Raw genomic sequence first — 16,847 nt, forward strand, 5'->3', positions numbered from 1 at the left:
AGCGCGGCCAGTCGCGCGGCGGGGAGGGGAGTCAGCGGCATGAGTCAGCGAGGGGGCGGCGGACTCTACGACGGGGTGCGCGTGCCTTGTCCACACAGGGCATGGGAGCGGCGGTTGCTCCCTCCCTCTGGGGGTTGGCGAAATCCCGGGTGTGAAGCGTTTTCGCGGAGGATGAGAGGTGTGTAGGGTCGGCGGACATGGACGGATCCGCGACCTTTCCCGACGTGACGCTGGCCATCCTGGCAGGGGGGCAGGGGACCCGGCTGGGGGGCGTGGCCAAGGGGCTGCTGAGCGTGGAGGGGCTCACAACCTTGGAACGGCTGCGAGCGTTCGGGTCGCATTTCGAGGACGTGTTGCTGGTGGCGAATGTTCCGGCGCCGTACGAGCGCTTCGGGCTCCGCACGGTGGCGGACGCGGTGAAGGGCAAGGGAGCGCCGGGAGGGGTCCATGCGGCCCTGGGCGCGGCCAGCACGCGGTGGGTGTTCGCGGTGGCGTGCGACATGCCGTTCGTGACGGAGGCCGCGGCGCGGGTGGTGCTGGACGCGCGAGGCGAGGATGTGGACGCGGTGTGCATCGAGCGGGACGGACGGTGGGAGCCGTTGTTCGCGGCGTATCGTACGGAGCTGGTGTCACACTGGGGTGAAGCCTTGGTGGAGGATCCGTCTCTGCGGGGACTGCTGATGCGGTTCCGGACGCGGACCTTGCCGGTGGACGCATTGCGAACGGTGGATCCGGAGCTGCGTGCGCTGGCGAACGTGAACACGCCGGAGGATCTGGTTCGCTACGGCGTCACGTTGCCATGAACCGTGCGTAGGGCATGCCGGCCTGTGACTGACCGAGTACAGGCAACGGGAAGCTCAGGGGCTTTCCGTCCGACGCCTCCGTGTTCCCCTCTACCTGCGCGGCACCCAGTCCCTGTCGCTGTCCCTGGAACGTGGCCTGGGGATTCCTCGCGGAGGCCCGGCCTGCCTGGATGACGGCGTAACGCGCTGCCACCGCACCCACCGTGGACAGCACGTCCGCCGTCACCTGCTTCCACCTCGCTCGTCCCGGCAGCACGTCCATCACCAGCCCCGCCAGTGAGCACGTCCGGGACAGCGTCCACAGCGCTCCCGCCACACCCGTGCGCAGCGGCTTCCCCACCTCCACCACCTGCCGCGCCTCCAGCTCCACCGCTTTGCGCGTGAACACCTCCGCCACCTTGCCCGCCACACGGAAGCGGCGCAGCACGCGCTCCTCCGCGTCCGTGTGCGGGAACAGGGACAACAGGCTCCCGGCGCTCGCGGTCGCGGAGGCCATGAAGAACAGCGGCAGTGTGCGCCCCACCTGCTGCCACAGGGGCACCGCCGTGTTGCTCACCAGCACCGCCGTGTATCCCGCGAGCGGCAACCCCAGCACCGCGCCCACGATGCCCGCGGTGCGTCCCATGACTCCAAGAACTCCGGGCCTCCGCCGCAGCACGAACGCCGCCGTGTTCACCGCGCCCGAACCCGCCAGCACCCACGAACCCACGCTCATGGGTGACGTGGGCCGGAACACACGCAGCATGTTCAGGAAGCGCGACGGTCGACCCAGGTCGTGGATCAACAGACCCGCGCTCACAAGGTCCCCCGCCGTGGCCACCGCGTGACAGCGCCCCGCCAGCCGCTCCAGCTTCCGTCCTCCCAGATGCTCCAGCGCCACCCCGAGCACGCTCGCCGCACCCGCCACTCCGCCCACGTAGAAGTACGCCGGGACCGTCCAGATCCACAGCGGCTCCTTCAACACCGGCATGCCGTAGTAGCTCGGCGCTCCTTCACTGTCCGGCCCCGACCGTGATGGCACCGTCGGCAACACGTCCATCCCCTGCCGCACAGGCTCCGGATCCTTCACCCGCTGCTGGGAACCCTCGCCCTCCAGGATGCCCGCGCGTGTGTCGATGTTCCGTCCGTCCGTCTTGCGCTGGAGCCGATCCAACAGCGTGTCGTCGCTCATCCGCGCCCCTCCCGCCCGAACGCCACCGCGCCCAGCGCCACCGCCACCATTCCCACCGCGCCCATCGCCACCGAGGCCCACGAGCGCAGAGCCTTCTTCGTCGGCACCACCGGGTCGGGCGGCAGGTTGTAGACCTCCGGCTTGTCCAACAGCAGGAAGAACGCGTTGAGCCCACCCGTGCCCGGCTGGTTCTCCGCGTCCTTCCCGTACAGGTACGCGTCCGTCACGCCTCGCTGATGCAGGTCGCGAACCCGTGACTCCGCGCGTGCATGCAACTCGTCCAAATCACCGTACTGGATGGACGCCGTGGGACACGCCTTCGCGCACGCGGGCGTCTGGTCGTCACCGATGCGGTCGTAGCAGAGCGTGCACTTCCACGCGCGCCCGTCATCCTCGCGCCGGTCAATCACTCCGAACGGACACGCGGACACGCAGTAGCCGCAGCCATTGCACACGTCCGGCTGCACGTAGACCGTGTCGAACTCCGTGCGCACGATGGCGCCCGTGGGACATGCCTCCAGACACCCCGCGCGCTGGCAGTGCTTGCACACGTCCGACATCATCAGCCACGAGAAGTCCCCCGCGCCCGACGTCTGCCCCTGCAACGGCACCGGCCGCTCCACGAACGCCACGTGCCGCCAGGTCGATGCGCCCAGGTGCGCTGTCTGGTCGTAGGACATCCCCGTGAAGTGGAAGCCGTCGTCCGGAAGCTGGTTCCACTGCTTGCACGCGACCTCGCACGCCTTGCAGCCGATGCAGAGCGTCGTGTCCGTGAAGAACCCCTTGCGGCTCCCCATTCGCCTATCCCTTCCCCTCGGGTTCCTGCGTCTCCGAATGGTCCGTGTCCCCAGGCGGCGTCACGTCGCGCGGCACCTCCGGCAACAGCAGCGGAGGCGGCGCCGCTCCCGCCGCGGCCCTCTCCCCCGAGCGCATCCGCCCCACCCGCAGGTCCGCCGTGAACACCTTCGACTCCTGGATGTCCACGTTCTGATCCGCGACGAACGCCGTCAGCTCGTTGGCCCCTTCACCGCGCACGCGCCCCGTCACACCCCAGTGGTACGGCAGACCAATCTGGTGCACCTGCCGTCCCCTCACCTTCAGCGGACGGATGCGCTCTGTGACGAGCGCCCGGCACTCCAAATCCCCTCGCGCCGTGGCGAGCGTGCACCAGTCCCCGTTGTTCAGCCCCTTCTCGCGCGCCAGTTCCGGGGAGATTTCGCAGAACATCTCCGGCTGCAGTTCGCTCAGCCAGGACAGCCAGCGCGACATACCGCCCGCGGTGTGGTGCTCGGTGAGCCGGTAGGTCGTGACCAGGTACGGATAGCGCGGGTCGCCCCAGGCCCGGTGATAGGGGTTGTCCTTGCGCTTCCACTCCTCTCTCGTGGGGCTGCACTGCTGCGCGTAGAGCGGGTTGGACACCACCGACTCCATGGGCTCGTAGTGCGTGGGCAGCGGCCCGTCCATCATCCCGCTGGGCGCGAAGAGCCAGCCCTTGCCGTCCGCCTGCAAGAGGAACGGATCATTGCCTGCGATGGTCGCCAGCCCCGTCGCGCCCTCGGGCGGCCGATACTCCGGCGGCCGGTCCACGATGAAGTCCGGCACGTCCTCTCCGGTCCACTTCTTCTCGCCCGCGTCCCACCACACGTAGCGCTTGCGCTCGCTCCAGGGCTTGCCGTTCGCGTCCGCCGACGCGCGGTTGTAGAGGATGCGCCGATTGGACGGCCACGCCCAGCCCCACTCGGGCGCCACCCACGTCTGCTCCTGCCCGGGCTTGCGCCGCGCCGTCTGGTTCACGCCGTCCTTGAAGCACCCTGAGTAGATCCAACAGCCGCACGCCGTGGAGCCGTCGTCCTTCAGCGCCGTGAAGCCATCCACCAGCTTCCCATCCGCCACCGAGTAGCCGTTGATCTCCTTCAGCACCGCCTCCGCGGAGGGCTCCGCGTGCGGCCCGTGCGTGGGGTAGTCCCACGTCAAATCCAGCAGCGGCGCGTCCTTCGGGTCCGTGGAGCCCGCGTAGCGCTCACGCAGCTTGCGCCCCAGGTGATAGGCGAAGTGCAGCTCGCTGCGCGTGTCCCCCGCCGGCTCCACCGCCTTGTGATGCCATTGCAGCAGCCGCTGCGTGTTGGTGAAGGTGCCGTCCTTCTCCGTGTGCGCGGCGGCCGGGAAGAAGAACACCTCCGTCTGGATGTCCTCCGGCCGCACCTGCCCGGACTGGACCTCCGGCGCCGTGCGCCAGAACTCCGCGGTCTCGATGAGCGTGAAGTCGCGCACCACCAGCCAGTCCAGCTTGCGCAGCCCCTTGCGCTGGAGCGCCCCGTTCATGCTGCCCACGGCGGGGTTCTCCCCCATGACGAAGTAGCCCTGGAGCTTCCCGTCCGCCATGTCCGCCACGGTCTGCATGTGCGAGTGATTGCCCGTCAGCCGGGGCAGGTGCGCGAACAGGTAGTCGTTGTCCTTCGTGGCCTTGTCCCCGAACCACGCCTTGAGCAGCGACACCGCGTACTTGGGGAACTCCGTCCACCAGCCGCTGCCGGACTTGTTCTTGCGGATGTAGTGCTCCAGCGAGTCCGTTCCGCTCGCGCGCGGCATGGGCAGGTAGCCGGGCAGCAGGTTGTAGAGCGTGGGGATGTCCGTGGAGCCCTGGATGGACGCGTGCCCTCGCAGGGCGAGGATGCCTCCGCCGGGCCGGCCGATGTTGCCCAGCAAGAGCTGGAGGATGGCCGCCGTGCGGATGTACTGCACGCCCACCGTGTGCTGCGTCCAGCCCACCGCGTAGCAGAACGCGCTGGTGCGCTCCGGGTTGGAGTTGTCACACAGCGTCCGCGCGACCTGGAGGAACAGCGCCTCGTCCACGCCGCACACCTGGGACACCACCTTCGGCGTGTAGCGCGCGAAGTGGCGCTTCAAGAGCTGGAACACGCACCGGGGATGCTGGAGCGTCTCGTCCCGGTGCTCGTCGCGGAGGTCCACGCGGTGGTCATGCCCGCCCGCGCCCGCGCCGGGCTCGTCCGTCAGCTCCTTGTGGCCCGCCGCCGGCACCACGCCGTCCACGCCCTCGTACTGCCAGGTGTGGATGTCGTAGCGGTTGTCCTTCGGCTGGTAGCCGCTGAAGAGCCCCTCCAGGTCCTCCGTGTCCAGGAAGCCCTCGCGGATGAGCGTGGCCGCGTTGGTGTACTGCACCACGTAGTCGCGGAAGTACCGCTCGTGCTCCAGCACGTAGTGGATGAGCCCGCCCAGGAACGCGATGTCCGAGCCCACGCGGATGGGCGCGTACACGTCCGCCACCGCGCTGGTGCGCGTGTAGCGCGGGTCCACGTGGATGACCTTCGCGCCCCGGGCCTTCGCCTCCATCACCCACTGGAAGCCCACCGGATGGCACTCGGCCATGTTGGACCCCTGGATGAGGATGCAATCCGAGTGCTGCAGGTCCTGCTGGAACGTCGTGGCTCCGCCGCGGCCGAACGTGATGCCCAGACCGGGCACCGTGGACGCGTGTCATATTCGAGCCTGGTTCTCCACCTGCACGACGCCCAGCGCGCTGAAGAGCTTCTTGAGGAGGTAGTTCTCCTCGTTGTCCAGCGTCGCCCCGCCCAGGTGCGCCAACCCCAGCGTCCGGTTCAGCCGCTGGCCCTTCGCGTCCGTCACCTCGAACGTCGCGTCGCGCGTGCGCTTCACGCGCTCGGCCACCTTCTCCATCGCCTCTTCCAGCGGGATGGGCTCCCACTCCGTGCCGCCGGGGCGGCGGTAGAGGACCTGCTGCACGCGTTGCGTTCCCGTGACCAGTTGGAAGGTGGCGGCCCCCTTGGGACACAGCCGTCCGCGTGAGATGGGGGAGTGCGGGTCACCCTCGATGTCGAGGATGCGCCCGTCGCGCACGTGCACCTCCTGCCCGCAGCCCACCGCGCAGTACGGGCAGATGGACTTCACCACCCGGTCCGCGGACTTCGTGCGCGGCGCCAGCGAGCGGCTTCGCGCCGACATCGCCGTGTCGCCCAGGGCCCGGCTGTCTCCTCGGGCGAACTGCCGCAGCACGGGCCAACCCTTCATCAGGTCGCGGAACTTCAAGGCCGCCCCTCCTACGGATGCGCACGTGGAATCTGGTGCTCAAGATGGGGACGCGCGGCGGTGCGGACCAGTGCCGCCGGTCCCTGGCTCGCGTCCAGCAGTGAACGCGAGAGCAGGCGAGCAGGCACGGAAATGCGCGGCGCGCGAAATCAGACCGGGGGGGCTGAATCGTTACTACTCCACGGTGCCAACGCCTCTTCCTGCTCCACCCTCCCCTGGGGCCCCGCGGGCCTTCAGGCGGAGCAGGAAGACCCACAGCCACGTGATGGCCGGAGACGTGGCGGAGAGCGAGTGGAGAACCTGCATGACAGACAGTGCCCCTCTCATCCTGTTGATCGAGGACGAGGAAGACCTTCGGGACGCGGTCGCGACGCTGTTGGAGATGGAGGGCTATCGCGTCGCGCAGTGCATCCACGGCGAGGATGCCTGGAGCTGGCTTGCGTCCCATCCCCGTCCGGACCTGGTGCTGCTGGACCTGATGATGCCGGTGATGAACGGACAGGCCTTCCTCGCGAGGCTGTCCCAGGAGCGCATGCTGGAAGGCGTGCCCGTCATCGTGCTGTCCGGCAGCCCCTTTCATCCCCCGGGCGCGGTGGACTACCTGCGCAAACCGGTGGCGGTGGCGGACCTGATGGAAGTGGTGCGCCGCTTCCTGCCGTCATCCGGGGAAGGCCCGGAAGGACCTCCCACGTCGTGAAACATGTGTCGCATGGCGCGGCGCGTGCGCATCGAGGACTCGCGATGGAGCGAGACCTGTGGAATCCTCGCGCCCCGTCAGGTCCCCGCCTGGTCCATTCCCCCTCACTCAAAGGACGACAGATGCCGGATGGCACGCTGAACCTACCCGAGGACGTCGCCCGAGACCTGGAAGCCCGTCTGGCCGCGACGGAGCCGGAGGAGACGAGCCGGGGCCTGTTCTTCCTGGGCGTGTTGGACGCGGTGCGCTTTCTGGGCGGAGCGGACGCGGTGAAGCGCTGTCTGGATCAGGTGGGGGAGACCGCGGACTTCATCCCCATGCAGACCTATCCGTTCCCGCGCTTCCTGCGGCTGTCCTACGTGGCGGCGGAGCAGCTCTCGCCGCTCGTCGGCGGCCATGATGCGGCGCAGCGGCAGATTGGCACGCAGGCGATGCTGGACTTCCTCAACTCCATGTTCGCGCGCGACTTCGTGCAACAGGCGGGTGGGGACCCGAAGCGGCTCCTGGAGTTGATGCACTCCGGCTACCGCACGGCGCTGAACTTCGGCGAGCGCTCCGTGGAGTGGACGGGCCCCACGTCGGGCCGGGTCATCATGAAGCGCTCGTTGATGCCGGTGCCCTACAACGAGGGCATCCTCCAGTCCGCGCTGGAGGTGACGGGCGTGCACGACGTGCAGGTGCGCGGGCATGCCCAGTCGCTGGTGGACGCGTACTACGACGTCTCCTGGTCGTGAGCCGCACGGGCCGCGCTCAGGCCAGGGCGCGGCGCACGAGGCGGTAGGTGCCTTCCGCCGTGGTGCCGTAGACGATGTGGGCGGCGAGCGCGCTCAGGTGCGACTTCGCCGGGACCTTCTGGGGCGGCGGAGCGAGGCGCAGGAGCGGCACCGCCAGCTCGTCACCGATGAGGAACAGGCCCAGGCCGAAGCCCACGCCGAACAGCTTCCCCGTCAGCGGCACGCGCTCATGCAGCGCACCGTGCACGGCGCCCCAGAGCGTGCCGTAGCTCCAGTGCACCACGTTGCCGGCCTGCTTCTTCCGCTCCCCCTCCAGCTTCACGCCCGCGCCTTCCGCCGCCTTGCGCGCGGCCACCTCCGTGGCGGGCTCCTGCTGGGAGTCGTCCTGCTCCTTGGACTCGCTCAGCCTGGCGATGAGCGCCTGCGCCTGGTTCATGGCGAAGGTGCCCAGCGCGCCGCCCGCGGCGCCCATGAGGATGTCCTGGAGGAGCGAGCGCTTCTCGGGGCGTGCGAAGGGACGGAGTCGGCTCCAGCGGATCATGGTCGGGCCCTTTCGGTGCGGTGGCTGCAAGCGTGCTCATAGGGTGGGGCGTCTTGTTGACGGGTGCACACTCTGGGATGGGGAGGCGGGGCGCGCCCTGTTCCCGGTCCGGCGAGCGGCCGTGCGAGCGGGCGTCGCGCGGAGGATTCCGGGGGCTTGCCTCGTGCGAAGCCCGGCCAGAAGGCCCACCTCAGGGCGAGGAGGGGCGAAAGCGCATGGCTCGTCACGAGAACTTGAGAGGACAGGTGGCCATCGTCACGGGCGCGTCGAGCGGCGTGGGCTGGCAATCCGCGCTGCGGCTGGCGGAGGCCGGCGTGCGGCTGTGCGTCACCGCTCGGCGCCAGTCGGCCCTGGAGCAACTGCGCGTGGAGGTGCTCCAGCGCGGCGGTGAGTGCCTGGTGAGCGACGGCGACGTCACGGTGGCCGAGGACGTGGAGCGCGTGGTGCGCGAATGCGTGGAGCACTACGGCCGCGTGGACCTCCTGGTGAACGCGGCGGCGGTGCAGTCCTACGGCTACTTCGACCAGCTGCCCTGGGAGCACATCACGCGCGTGTTCGACGTGTCGTGCTTCGGCTACTTCCGCTTCGCGCGCGCGGTGCTGCCGCACTTCCGCAAGCAGGGCCACGGCCACCTGCTCAACGTGCAGTCCATGCTGGCGTCGGGGTCCGCGCCGCTGTTGTCCGCGTACGCGGCCGCGAAGCACGCGACGCTGGGGTGGGCGCGGGCGCTGGAGCTGGAGTTGGCGGGCACGGGCATCCACGTCTCCAATGTGCTGGTGCCGTCCGTGTCCACGCCCATGTTCGACCACGCGCCCACGATGCTGGGGTGGAAGCCCGTGCCGGTGCCGCCCACGTACGACGTGGACCTGGTGGCCCGCGCGGTGGTGCGGCTGGCGAAGCGGCCGGGCCGCACGTCGGTGCCGGCGTTCCTCCAGGGGCGGTTGATGCTGTGGCTCAACGGCCTGGCGCCGTCGGTGGGCAAGGCCGTGCTGTCCCGCTTCGGCGTGCGGATGCAGACGACGGACATGCCGCTGGACAGGCCCGAGGGCAACCTCTTCACCCCCGTGGTGGAGGGCGTGGGGCCTCGTGGCAGCGTGCCCCCGACGCCCGCGTGGGTTCGCTTCACCGCGACGCTGGGACTGGCGGCGCTGACGGGCGGCGTGGTGGGCGGCGCGGTGCTGGGCGCGCGCGGATTGATGCGCGCGGCCCGCTGAAGCGGGGCCCCATCAGACGTCCCCCTCTCCGAGGGGGCCGCGATCAGGATTTTTCCGTTCGCGGTGCTGATGGTGTGGTGTCAACGAAGTGTTGGGTGGGTCCGAAAACATCCTCGCGTTGGGGCGCCCTTTGGCTAGAAGGGGCCCCGCATGCGCTCCGGGAAGGGTCGGCCGGGGCGCCAACGAGGGGAGAAACATCGATGCGTGGAAGCAATAAGTGGACGGGCCTGGCGCTGGTGGCGGGCCTCGCGGTGTCGGCGCAGGCGGTGGCGGCCGAGGAGCCGAACCTGAACGCGAACCCGGGCCGGTCGTCGTCGTTCGGCCAGGCGGGCCAGATGGTCATCAGCCAGGAGCTCAACGGCTTCATTGGCTACAACACGGCCTCGGAAATCTTCACCGTCCGGCTGGAGCCGTCCGCGGACTACTTCCTCCAGCAGAACCTGTCGGTGGGCGCGTCCGCGCTGGTGGCCTTCGGCTTCGGTGACTACACCGTCGTGGGCCTGGGCGTGCTGGGCCGCGTGGGCTACCACCTGCCGCTCGCCGAGCGCGTGTCGCTCTGGCCCAAGGTGGGCTTCGGCATCCAGTTCGGCCACGTCCCGGACAACAGCGACGTGTCCTTCGTGCTGGACTTCAACGCGCCTGTCCTGTTCCACCTCACGCCGAACTTCTTCATCGGCGCGGGTCCGCAGGTGCGCGCCCTCATCAGCAACAAGGGCTTCTCCGTGGGCGCCGAGCAGGGCAACTTCTCCGGCAATGACGTGACGCTGGGCATCACCACCACGGTCGGCGGCTACTTCTAGCCTCGGGCCTTCCCCGGCACTCTGGGCTTCGTGCCCGGGTGTCGGGGAATGCAGGACCCGTGACGTAGGACGCGGTGCGTTGACGTCACGGGTTGGATGTGTTGGGTTGGAGGTTGCCATGTCCGTGCTTCCGTTCGCATCCAGGCTGCCCGCGTTCGCCCCCCTGCATCCGCTGGGGAGGGGCCCGTTGGGCGAGTGGGTGTCCCTGGTGTGGCCGCTGGAGCAGGACGCGGTGGATGCGCGTCCGCTGGTGGTGAAGACGTTCCTCCTGGCGTCGGGGTTGGCGCCGGAGACGCGGCGCCCGCTAGAGGATGCGCTGACGCGTGCGGTGCCGCTGAGGCATCCGGGCATCGCGAGGCTCCACGGCTTCCAGGTGGACGTGCGCGACACGCTGACGGTGGTGTCGGACTACGTCCCGGGCTGTTCGCTGGCCACGGCGCGCCGGCGGGTGCTGGGGCGGTGCGGGCGGCCGTCGGAAGCGTTCGTGTGTCACGTGGGCGCGGAGGTGGCGGGAGCGCTGCATGCCGCGCATGACGCGCGCGTGGTGCACGGGGATGTGCATGCGCACCGCATCCGCGTGGGGCCTCGGGGCGAGGTGACGCTGACGGACTTCGGGTTGCGGCCCGCGCGTCCGCTGCTGCGCCGGTTCATGTCGCCGTCCCGGCCGGACGTGGTGGAGCTGCCCGTGCGCGAGGACGCGGTGGGCTCGTCGGTGGAGACGCGAGAGGATTTGCGCGCGCTGGGGCGGGTGTTGTTGGCGCTGGTCTCTGGGAACACGGTGGTTCCGGAGGACGCGGCCGGGGTGGACGCGGCGCTGGGTGGGGTGTCGCCCGCGCTGCGGGACGTGCTGCGCGGGGTGCTGCTGGATGCGCGCGGGGCGGACTCCGCCGCGGGGCTCCAGGCGGCGCTGCGCGACTGCATGGGGCACGGCGTGGAGTGCCACGGGCGGGACGCGGTGGTGCGCGAGCTGGCGGCGCTGCCGGGCTCGGGACCGCTATCTCCGGTGGACGTGTACGTGGGCGCGGCGTCGGTGATGACGGCCTCCGTGTCCGTGCGCGGGCGCACGCTGCCTTCCTGATGCGCGGGGCCTTGGGCTTCGCGTCGAGGCGCTGAGCGAAGGGGTGCGCGCAGGCGCTCGGGCTGCTCGCGCGTGGCTCCGTCGCGTATGCGCGGTGCTCACGCTGGCGTGATGTGCCGTGGCTTGCCGTGCACTGCTCGCGCGTGGCTCCTTCGTGGACGCCAATGCGTGCTGACCTCGCGCATCGGAGCCCGCCCGCGAGCACGTGGAACGTGCGCTCGCGTGCTGCACGGGTGGGCTGCATTCCTGTGGACTGGCGGACGTCGTGCGTCCTGGCCGTGTGAAACGCGACGGGACGCGAGCGGGAGGCTGGTGGTTGCCTTGAGGCCACGCCCACAGTCGCGCCCGCCTCCGGCGACCTGGCCCGCGGAGGCCTCCATGTTGAAGGGGGGGCCATGGCTCCGCTGTTCCGCCCGGGGACCGACTCGGTGCTGCGGGCGTTCATCGCCCTGGCACTGGGTGTGCCCGCGGTGTCGCTGGCGGGCCTGCTGCTCCTCGCGCGCAACCCGCTGGGGCGGGGCTCGTTCACGCCTCGCGAGCAGCCACTCCCGTTCGACCACCGCCACCACGTAGGCGACGAGGGCATCCCCTGTGGCTACTGCCATGAGGGCGCGTGGCGCTCGCCGGTGGCGGGAGTGCCGCCCACGCAGCGCTGCCTGGGGTGCCATGCGCAGGTGTGGAACGAGAGCGCCCGCCTGGAGCCGGTGCGCGCCAGCGGCTTCGACGGCACGGCGCTGCCGTGGAACCGGGTGCACGCGCTGCCGGACTACGTCTGGTTCAGCCATCAAATCCACGTGAACAAGGGCGTGGGCTGCGTCACCTGCCACGGCCGCGTGGACACCATGCCGGCGGTGCAGCAGGTGGCGCCGCTCACCATGGGCTGGTGTCTGGATTGTCACCGCGACCCGACGCCGTGGCTGCGCCCCGTGTCCGAGGTCGCGAACCTCACGTGGCGTCCTCCCGGAGACCCGAGGGAGACGGGCCGCGCGGTGCAGGCCGCGCTCGGTGTGTCCCCTCGCACGGATTGCAACACATGCCACTTCTGACCGACCCCGCACGGACGGATGAACGCGACACGCCCGGTGCTGACGGGACGGAGCCGGTGCGCGCGTGGAGGAGCCTGGAGGAGTGGCACGCGGGAGGGCCCGGCCACGAGGCCGTGTCGCGCGAGCATCCCCCGGGGGCAATGTCTCCACCCGAGGGCGTGGCCCGGCGCACCTTCCTGCAAGTCGCGGCGGCGTCGCTGGCGGCCGCGGGCTTCAGCGGGTGCTTCCGTCAGCCGCCGGAGAAGATCCTCCCGTATTCGACGCCGCCGGAGGGGCTGACTCCGGGTGTGCCGCTGCACTTCGCCACGGGGCTGGAGTGGAACGGGCGCACGGTGGGGCTGGTGGTGCAGAGCCACGAGGGGCGGCCCACGAAGGTGGAAGGCAACCCGCTGCACCCAGCCAGCCTGGGGGCGGCGGGAGTCTTCGAACAGGCGGCGCTGCTGGGGCTCTACGACGCCGCGAGAGCGAAGACCGCGCGACTGCAAGGCGTGGAGTCCGCGTGGAGCACCGTGAGGGATGCGCTGCGGAAGCAGGCCGAGCGCGACGACCAGGGCGCGGGGCTGCGCTTCCTGGTGGAGCCCACGAGCAGTCCGCTGGTGCAGGCGCTGTACGCGCGCATCCAGCAGCGCTTCCCGTCCGCGCGGATCATCCCCTGTGGCGCGGCCCTGGCGGACGGGCGTCGCGAGGGCACGCGGTTGGCGTACGGCAGGGTGCTGGACGTGGTGCACGACGTGGGGCACGCGGTGGTGGTGTCGGTGGACGACGACTTCCTCGCGACGACACAACCCGGGCACCTGCGCGCGGCGCGGGACTTCGTGAACGCACGCAAGCCGGAGGCGATGAACCGGCTGTGGGTGGCGGAGAGCACGCTGACCGTCACGGGCGGCTTCGCGGACGAACGGCTGCGGATGCGGTCGTCGCAGGGCGTCGCGTTGATGCTCGCGCTGGCGGAGGCGGTAGGGACGGGCCTGGGAGGGAATGCTCTGGCGAATCCCACGCGCGGAGTGACGCCTGCGTTGGCCTCGGGGCTCGCGAGCCTGCGTGTTCCACCGACCGCGCTCACGGATGCACAGCGCGCCTGGGTGCGCGGCGCGGCGAGAGACCTGCTCGCGCACCGGGGACAGGGCCGGGTGACGGTGGGCCCGCGCCAGCCGCCGCTGGTGCATGAGCTGGCGTTCGCGATGGACGAGGCGCTGGGCAACACGCCCCGGCTGCTCGAACCCGTGGCACTCCCGGACGGAGACCCGGAGGCGCTGACCTCGCTCACGGGGGAGATGTTCGATAAGCGGGTGGACACGCTGATCATCACGGCGTGGAACCCGGCCTGGACGGCGGTGGTGGACTCGGGCTTCACGCAATACCTGGAGCGCGTCCCCTTCCGGCTGTACCACGGCCTCCACGAGGACGAGACGGCGGCGCGCTGCCCCACCTTCGTCCCCGCGACGCATCCCTTCGAGTCCTGGCGCGACGGCCGCGCACCCGACGGCACCGCGTCCGTGCTGCAACCCCTCATCGCGCCCCTGTTCCCAGGAGCGGTCTCCGAGGTGGAGCTCCTGTCCGTCTTCGCGGGCCTGGAGTCGCAGAGCCCTTACGAACTGCTCAAGTCCCTGTGGCGTGAACGCTCGGGCTCACCGCCGGACTTCGAGGCGCGCTGGGAGACGTGGCTCGCGGACGGCGTCATCCCGGAGACCCAGGCACCGCCCGCTCGAGCCGTGCTGGAAGAGGCCGCGGTGATGAGGGACGCGCGGGAGGTCGCGGGGTTGGAGCCCTCCCGGCTCATCGGGGATGCGATGGACCCCCGAGCAGAGGCCCGCGCGAGCTACCTGTGGGAAGCACCCAAGGGATTGGAGCTGTCCCTGGTACTGGACTCGCGGCTGTACGACGGCCGCTTCGCGGGCAACGCGTGGCTCCAGGAGCTGCCTGATCCGGTGACGAAGCTCACCTGGGACAACGCGGCGTTGCTCTCCCCGGCCACCGCGCGGGCACTGTCGCTGGAGAAGGGAGACGTGGCGCGTATCGAGGTGCTGGGCCAGGCGCTGGAGGTGCCCGTGCTGGTGCTGCCCGGCCAGCCGGACGACACGGTGACACTGGCGCTGGGCCACGGCCGCGAGCGCGTCGGGCCCGTAGGCCAGGGCGTGGGCGTCAACGCGTACGCGCTGAGGTTCCGGAGCCTGCCATGGGGCGGCGGCACTCCGAACATCACCCGCACGGGCCGCCATCACGCGCTGGCGCTCACGCAGGAACACTGGAGCATGGAGGGCCGCCAATTGGCGCTCCAGCTCACGCAGGCATCCTTCCGCGCGAAGCCTCAAGCGCTCCACTCACTCCAGGAGGACGGCGAGCGGCTCTATCCGCCGGGACCCACGGCGCTCGCGAGCGGCGGCCACCAGTGGGCCATGGCCATCGACCTGCACCGGTGCACGGGGTGCAGCGCGTGCATGGTGGCCTGCCAGGCGGAGAACAACGTGCCGGTGGTGGGGCGCGAAGGTGTGCTCAAGAGCCGGGAGATGCACTGGCTGCGCATCGACCGGTACTTCCTGGGCGACCCTGACAACCCGGGCTTCATCACCCAGCCCGTGGCGTGCGTGCACTGCGAGGCCGCGCCCTGCGAATACGTGTGCCCGGTGAACGCCACCGTCCACTCGGACGAGGGCCTCAACCAGATGGTCTACAACCGCTGCATCGGCACGCGGTACTGCTCCAACAACTGTCCCTACAAGGTCCGCCGCTTCAACTACCTGGAGTACCAGCAGCGCGAGCCCCTCACGCGCCTGCGCCAGAACCCGGACGTGACGGTGCGCTCGCGCGGGGTGATGGAGAAGTGCACGTACTGCGTGCAGCGCATCGAACGGGCGCGGACCGTCGCGCGTGCGGCGCACCGGGACGTGCGTGAAGGCGAGGTCCGCACCGCGTGCCAGCAGGCCTGTCCCACGGAGGCCATCACCTTCGGGGACCTGCGCGCACCGGAGTCGCGCGTGCGTCGCGAGCACGAGGACCCGAGGCACTACAAGCTGCTCAACACGCTGGGCACCCGGCCGCGCACGGTGCACCTGGTGCGCCTGAAGAACCCGGCGCCGAAGGGAGGCGCATGAGCACGGCGGACCCGCAGGTGCCCGCGCCCGGGGATCCGCTCACCGAGCACCCCATCCTGGAGGGGCGCCACTCCGACCGCGCCTACAGCGAGTCGTTGCTGGCCTTCGTGCACCGCCCCGCGGGCCGGACCTGGTGGGCGCTGATGGGGCTGGGGCTGGCCGGGACCGCGGTGCTGGCGGTGGCGGTGGGCGTCACGCTCTTCGTGGGCGTGGGGACGTGGGGCAACAACATCCCGGTGGCGTGGGCGTTCGGCATCACGAACTTCGTGTGGTGGATTGGTATCGGCCACGCGGGGACGTTGATCAGCGCCATCCTGCTGCTGTTCCAGGAGAAGTGGCGAGGGTCCATCAACCGCTTCGCGGAGGCGATGACGCTCTTCGCGGTGACGTGCGCGGGGCTCTTCCCGTTGCTGCACCTGGGGCGGCCGTGGAAGTTCTACTGGCTGGTGCCTTATCCCAGCAGCCTGCGCGCATGGCCGCAGTTCCGTTCCCCGCTGACGTGGGACATCGCGGCGGTGGGCACGTACCTGACGGTGTCGCTGCTGTTCTGGTTCGTGGGGCTGATTCCAGACCTGGCCACGGCGCGCGACACGGCGAAGACGCCCCGAGCGCGCTTCTGGTACGGCCTGGCGAGCCTGGGGTGGAGGGGCTCGGCAAGGCACTGGCGGCAGTGGCGCACGGGCTACCTGCTGCTGGCGGGGCTGGCCACGCCGCTGGTGGTGAGCGTGCACACCATCGTGTCCTTCGACTTCGCGGTGGCGCAGCTGCCGGGCTGGCACACGACGGTGTTCCCGCCGTACTTCGTCGCGGGCGCGGTGTTCAGCGGCTTCGCGCTGGTGCTCACGCTGTTGATTCCGGCGCGCAAGGCGCTGGGCATCGAGCACGTGGTGACGCCGCTGCACCTGGACAACATGGCGAAGGTGTTGATGGCCACGGGGTGGATGGTGGCCTACGGCTACATCCAGGAGCACTTCTTCGCCTGGTTCAGCGGGAACCCGTTCGAGATGCACGCCACGGAGGCCGAGTTCTTCGGGCCGTACGCGCCGCTGTTCTGGATGCAGATCTTCTGCAACGTGTTGGTGCCGCAGCTGTTCTGGTTCTCCCGGCTGCGCACGAACGTGGGGGTGTTGTGGGTGGCGGCGCTGCTCATCAACGTGGGGATGTGGACGGAGCGCTTCCTCATCGTGGTGGCGTCGTTGAGCATGGATTTCCTGCCGTCGTCCTGGGCGGCGTACCGGCCCACGTGGGTGGACTGGAGCCTGCTGGGCGGCACGGTGGCGTTCTTCGGCACGGCGTTCCTGCTGTTCCTGAAGTTCGTGCCGGCCGTGTCGGTGAGCGAGATGAAGGAGCTCCAGCGCGAGGTGGACGCGTCGCTTCAATTCCGGCGTGAGCAGGGCACACGGCCAGGCGGTGCGCCATGAACCGCCACTGGGTGCTGGGAGAGTTCGCGTCCAGCGAAGCCCTGGTGGCCGCGCTGAAGGACCTGCGGGCGAGGGGCTTCGAGCAGCTGGACGCGCACACGCCGTTCCCGGTGGAGGAGACGTTCGAGGCGCTGGGGCTGAAGCGCTCGTGGTTGCCGTTGCTGACCTTGGGGGCGGGGTTGGGA

Annotated in this window: 14 protein-coding genes; 10 read left to right on the forward strand and 4 right to left on the reverse strand. The window is 70.2% G+C overall.

Features of this window, described 5'->3' with window-relative positions:
- The first annotated feature begins 197 nt into the window (after window positions 1-197).
- Window positions 198-803, forward strand: a complete 606-nt coding sequence (locus D7Y11_RS35205; protein ID WP_126935864.1) for a molybdenum cofactor guanylyltransferase — start codon at window positions 198-200, stop codon at window positions 801-803.
- On the opposite strand, the gene nrfD (D7Y11_RS35210) is transcribed toward D7Y11_RS35205, so the two are convergent.
- Genes nrfD (D7Y11_RS35210) through fdh form a run of 3 tightly spaced genes read right to left on the reverse strand, consistent with a single transcriptional unit; the run spans window position 790 to window position 6,021 of the window.
- Complete coding sequence (nrfD, locus tag D7Y11_RS35210; RefSeq protein ID WP_126935865.1) at window positions 790-1,974, reverse strand: NrfD/PsrC family molybdoenzyme membrane anchor subunit; 1,185 nt, start codon at window positions 1,972-1,974, stop codon at window positions 790-792. The two genes, D7Y11_RS35205 and nrfD (D7Y11_RS35210), sit on opposite strands and share 14 nt — an antisense overlap.
- Complete coding sequence (locus D7Y11_RS35215) at window positions 1,971-2,771, reverse strand: 4Fe-4S dicluster domain-containing protein (protein ID WP_169848767.1); 801 nt, start codon at window positions 2,769-2,771, stop codon at window positions 1,971-1,973. The genes nrfD (D7Y11_RS35210) and D7Y11_RS35215 overlap by 4 nt, the downstream gene beginning before the upstream one ends.
- 4 nt (window positions 2,772-2,775) lie before the next feature.
- Window positions 2,776-6,021: a formate dehydrogenase gene (fdh, locus tag D7Y11_RS35220; protein ID WP_199753872.1), complete on the reverse strand. Its 3,246-nt coding sequence runs from the start codon at window positions 6,019-6,021 to the stop codon at window positions 2,776-2,778.
- Window positions 6,022-6,343: 322 nt separating this feature from the next.
- Here fdh and D7Y11_RS35230 point away from each other — a divergent pair, with 322 nt between their 5' ends.
- A complete protein-coding gene (locus D7Y11_RS35230; protein ID WP_158624404.1) occupies window positions 6,344-6,736 on the forward strand; it encodes a response regulator in 393 nt (130 codons plus the stop codon).
- A 122-nt stretch (window positions 6,737-6,858) separates the two neighbouring features.
- Entirely contained in the window at window positions 6,859-7,470 is a 612-nt protein-coding gene (locus tag D7Y11_RS35235) for a DUF2378 family protein (protein WP_120576907.1), read from the forward strand.
- 16 nt (window positions 7,471-7,486) lie between these two features.
- Here the strand turns inward: D7Y11_RS35235 and D7Y11_RS35240 are convergent, their stop codons facing one another.
- Window positions 7,487-8,011 (reverse strand): DUF1440 domain-containing protein, encoded by a 525-nt coding sequence (locus tag D7Y11_RS35240; RefSeq protein WP_126935868.1) that lies wholly within the window; start codon window positions 8,009-8,011, stop codon window positions 7,487-7,489.
- A gap of 215 nt (window positions 8,012-8,226) precedes the next feature.
- Here D7Y11_RS35240 and D7Y11_RS35245 point away from each other — a divergent pair, with 215 nt between their 5' ends.
- From D7Y11_RS35245 to D7Y11_RS35275, 7 genes are all read left to right on the forward strand, one after another.
- Window positions 8,227-9,225 carry an SDR family NAD(P)-dependent oxidoreductase gene (locus tag D7Y11_RS35245; protein WP_120576909.1) on the forward strand — a complete coding sequence of 333 codons (999 nt, stop codon included), beginning with the start codon at window positions 8,227-8,229 and terminating at the stop codon, window positions 9,223-9,225.
- A 200-nt stretch (window positions 9,226-9,425) separates the two neighbouring features.
- Window positions 9,426-10,025 carry an outer membrane beta-barrel protein gene (locus tag D7Y11_RS35250; RefSeq protein ID WP_121753582.1) on the forward strand — a complete coding sequence of 200 codons (600 nt, stop codon included), beginning with the start codon at window positions 9,426-9,428 and terminating at the stop codon, window positions 10,023-10,025.
- Window positions 10,026-10,143: 118 nt separating this feature from the next.
- The gene (locus tag D7Y11_RS35255) at window positions 10,144-11,103 is read left to right on the forward strand and encodes a protein kinase (RefSeq protein WP_126935869.1); all 960 of its coding nucleotides are present in this window, start codon (window positions 10,144-10,146) and stop codon (window positions 11,101-11,103) included.
- A gap of 395 nt (window positions 11,104-11,498) precedes the next feature.
- Window positions 11,499-12,149: a cytochrome c3 family protein gene (locus D7Y11_RS35260; RefSeq protein WP_126935870.1), complete on the forward strand. Its 651-nt coding sequence runs from the start codon at window positions 11,499-11,501 to the stop codon at window positions 12,147-12,149.
- Window positions 12,137-15,241, forward strand: a complete 3,105-nt coding sequence (locus tag D7Y11_RS35265; RefSeq protein WP_126935871.1) for a TAT-variant-translocated molybdopterin oxidoreductase — start codon at window positions 12,137-12,139, stop codon at window positions 15,239-15,241. The genes D7Y11_RS35260 and D7Y11_RS35265 overlap by 13 nt, the downstream gene beginning before the upstream one ends.
- Window positions 15,238-16,662: an NrfD/PsrC family molybdoenzyme membrane anchor subunit gene (gene nrfD / locus D7Y11_RS35270; RefSeq protein WP_126935872.1), complete on the forward strand. Its 1,425-nt coding sequence runs from the start codon at window positions 15,238-15,240 to the stop codon at window positions 16,660-16,662. The genes D7Y11_RS35265 and nrfD (D7Y11_RS35270) overlap by 4 nt, the downstream gene beginning before the upstream one ends.
- On the forward strand, window positions 16,659-16,847 hold a 189-nt coding region (locus D7Y11_RS35275), incomplete at its 3' end, for a quinol:electron acceptor oxidoreductase subunit ActD (RefSeq protein WP_126935873.1). The genes nrfD (D7Y11_RS35270) and D7Y11_RS35275, both read left to right, overlap by 4 nt.

The sequence above is a fragment of the Corallococcus sp. AB018 genome (assembly GCF_003986945.1).
Taxonomy (GTDB): domain Bacteria; phylum Myxococcota; class Myxococcia; order Myxococcales; family Myxococcaceae; genus Corallococcus; species Corallococcus exiguus.

Bases quoted from the DNA above. Each gene is read 5' to 3' on its own strand.
- D7Y11_RS35205 (WP_126935864.1), top strand. From the start codon at position 198: ATGGACGGATCCGCGACCTTTCCCGACGTGACGCTGGCCATCCTGGCA.
- nrfD (WP_126935865.1), bottom strand. From the start codon at position 1,974: ATGAGCGACGACACGCTGTTGGATCGGCTCCAGCGCAAGACGGACGGA.
- D7Y11_RS35215 (WP_169848767.1), bottom strand. From the start codon at position 2,771: ATGGGGAGCCGCAAGGGGTTCTTCACGGACACGACGCTCTGCATCGGC.
- D7Y11_RS35230 (WP_158624404.1), top strand. From the start codon at position 6,344: ATGACAGACAGTGCCCCTCTCATCCTGTTGATCGAGGACGAGGAAGAC.
- D7Y11_RS35235 (WP_120576907.1), top strand. From the start codon at position 6,859: ATGCCGGATGGCACGCTGAACCTACCCGAGGACGTCGCCCGAGACCTG.
- D7Y11_RS35240 (WP_126935868.1), bottom strand. From the start codon at position 8,011: ATGATCCGCTGGAGCCGACTCCGTCCCTTCGCACGCCCCGAGAAGCGC.
- D7Y11_RS35245 (WP_120576909.1), top strand. From the start codon at position 8,227: ATGGCTCGTCACGAGAACTTGAGAGGACAGGTGGCCATCGTCACGGGC.
- D7Y11_RS35250 (WP_121753582.1), top strand. From the start codon at position 9,426: ATGCGTGGAAGCAATAAGTGGACGGGCCTGGCGCTGGTGGCGGGCCTC.
- D7Y11_RS35255 (WP_126935869.1), top strand. From the start codon at position 10,144: ATGTCCGTGCTTCCGTTCGCATCCAGGCTGCCCGCGTTCGCCCCCCTG.
- D7Y11_RS35260 (WP_126935870.1), top strand. From the start codon at position 11,499: ATGGCTCCGCTGTTCCGCCCGGGGACCGACTCGGTGCTGCGGGCGTTC.
- D7Y11_RS35265 (WP_126935871.1), top strand. From the start codon at position 12,137: ATGCCACTTCTGACCGACCCCGCACGGACGGATGAACGCGACACGCCC.
- nrfD (WP_126935872.1), top strand. From the start codon at position 15,238: ATGAGCACGGCGGACCCGCAGGTGCCCGCGCCCGGGGATCCGCTCACC.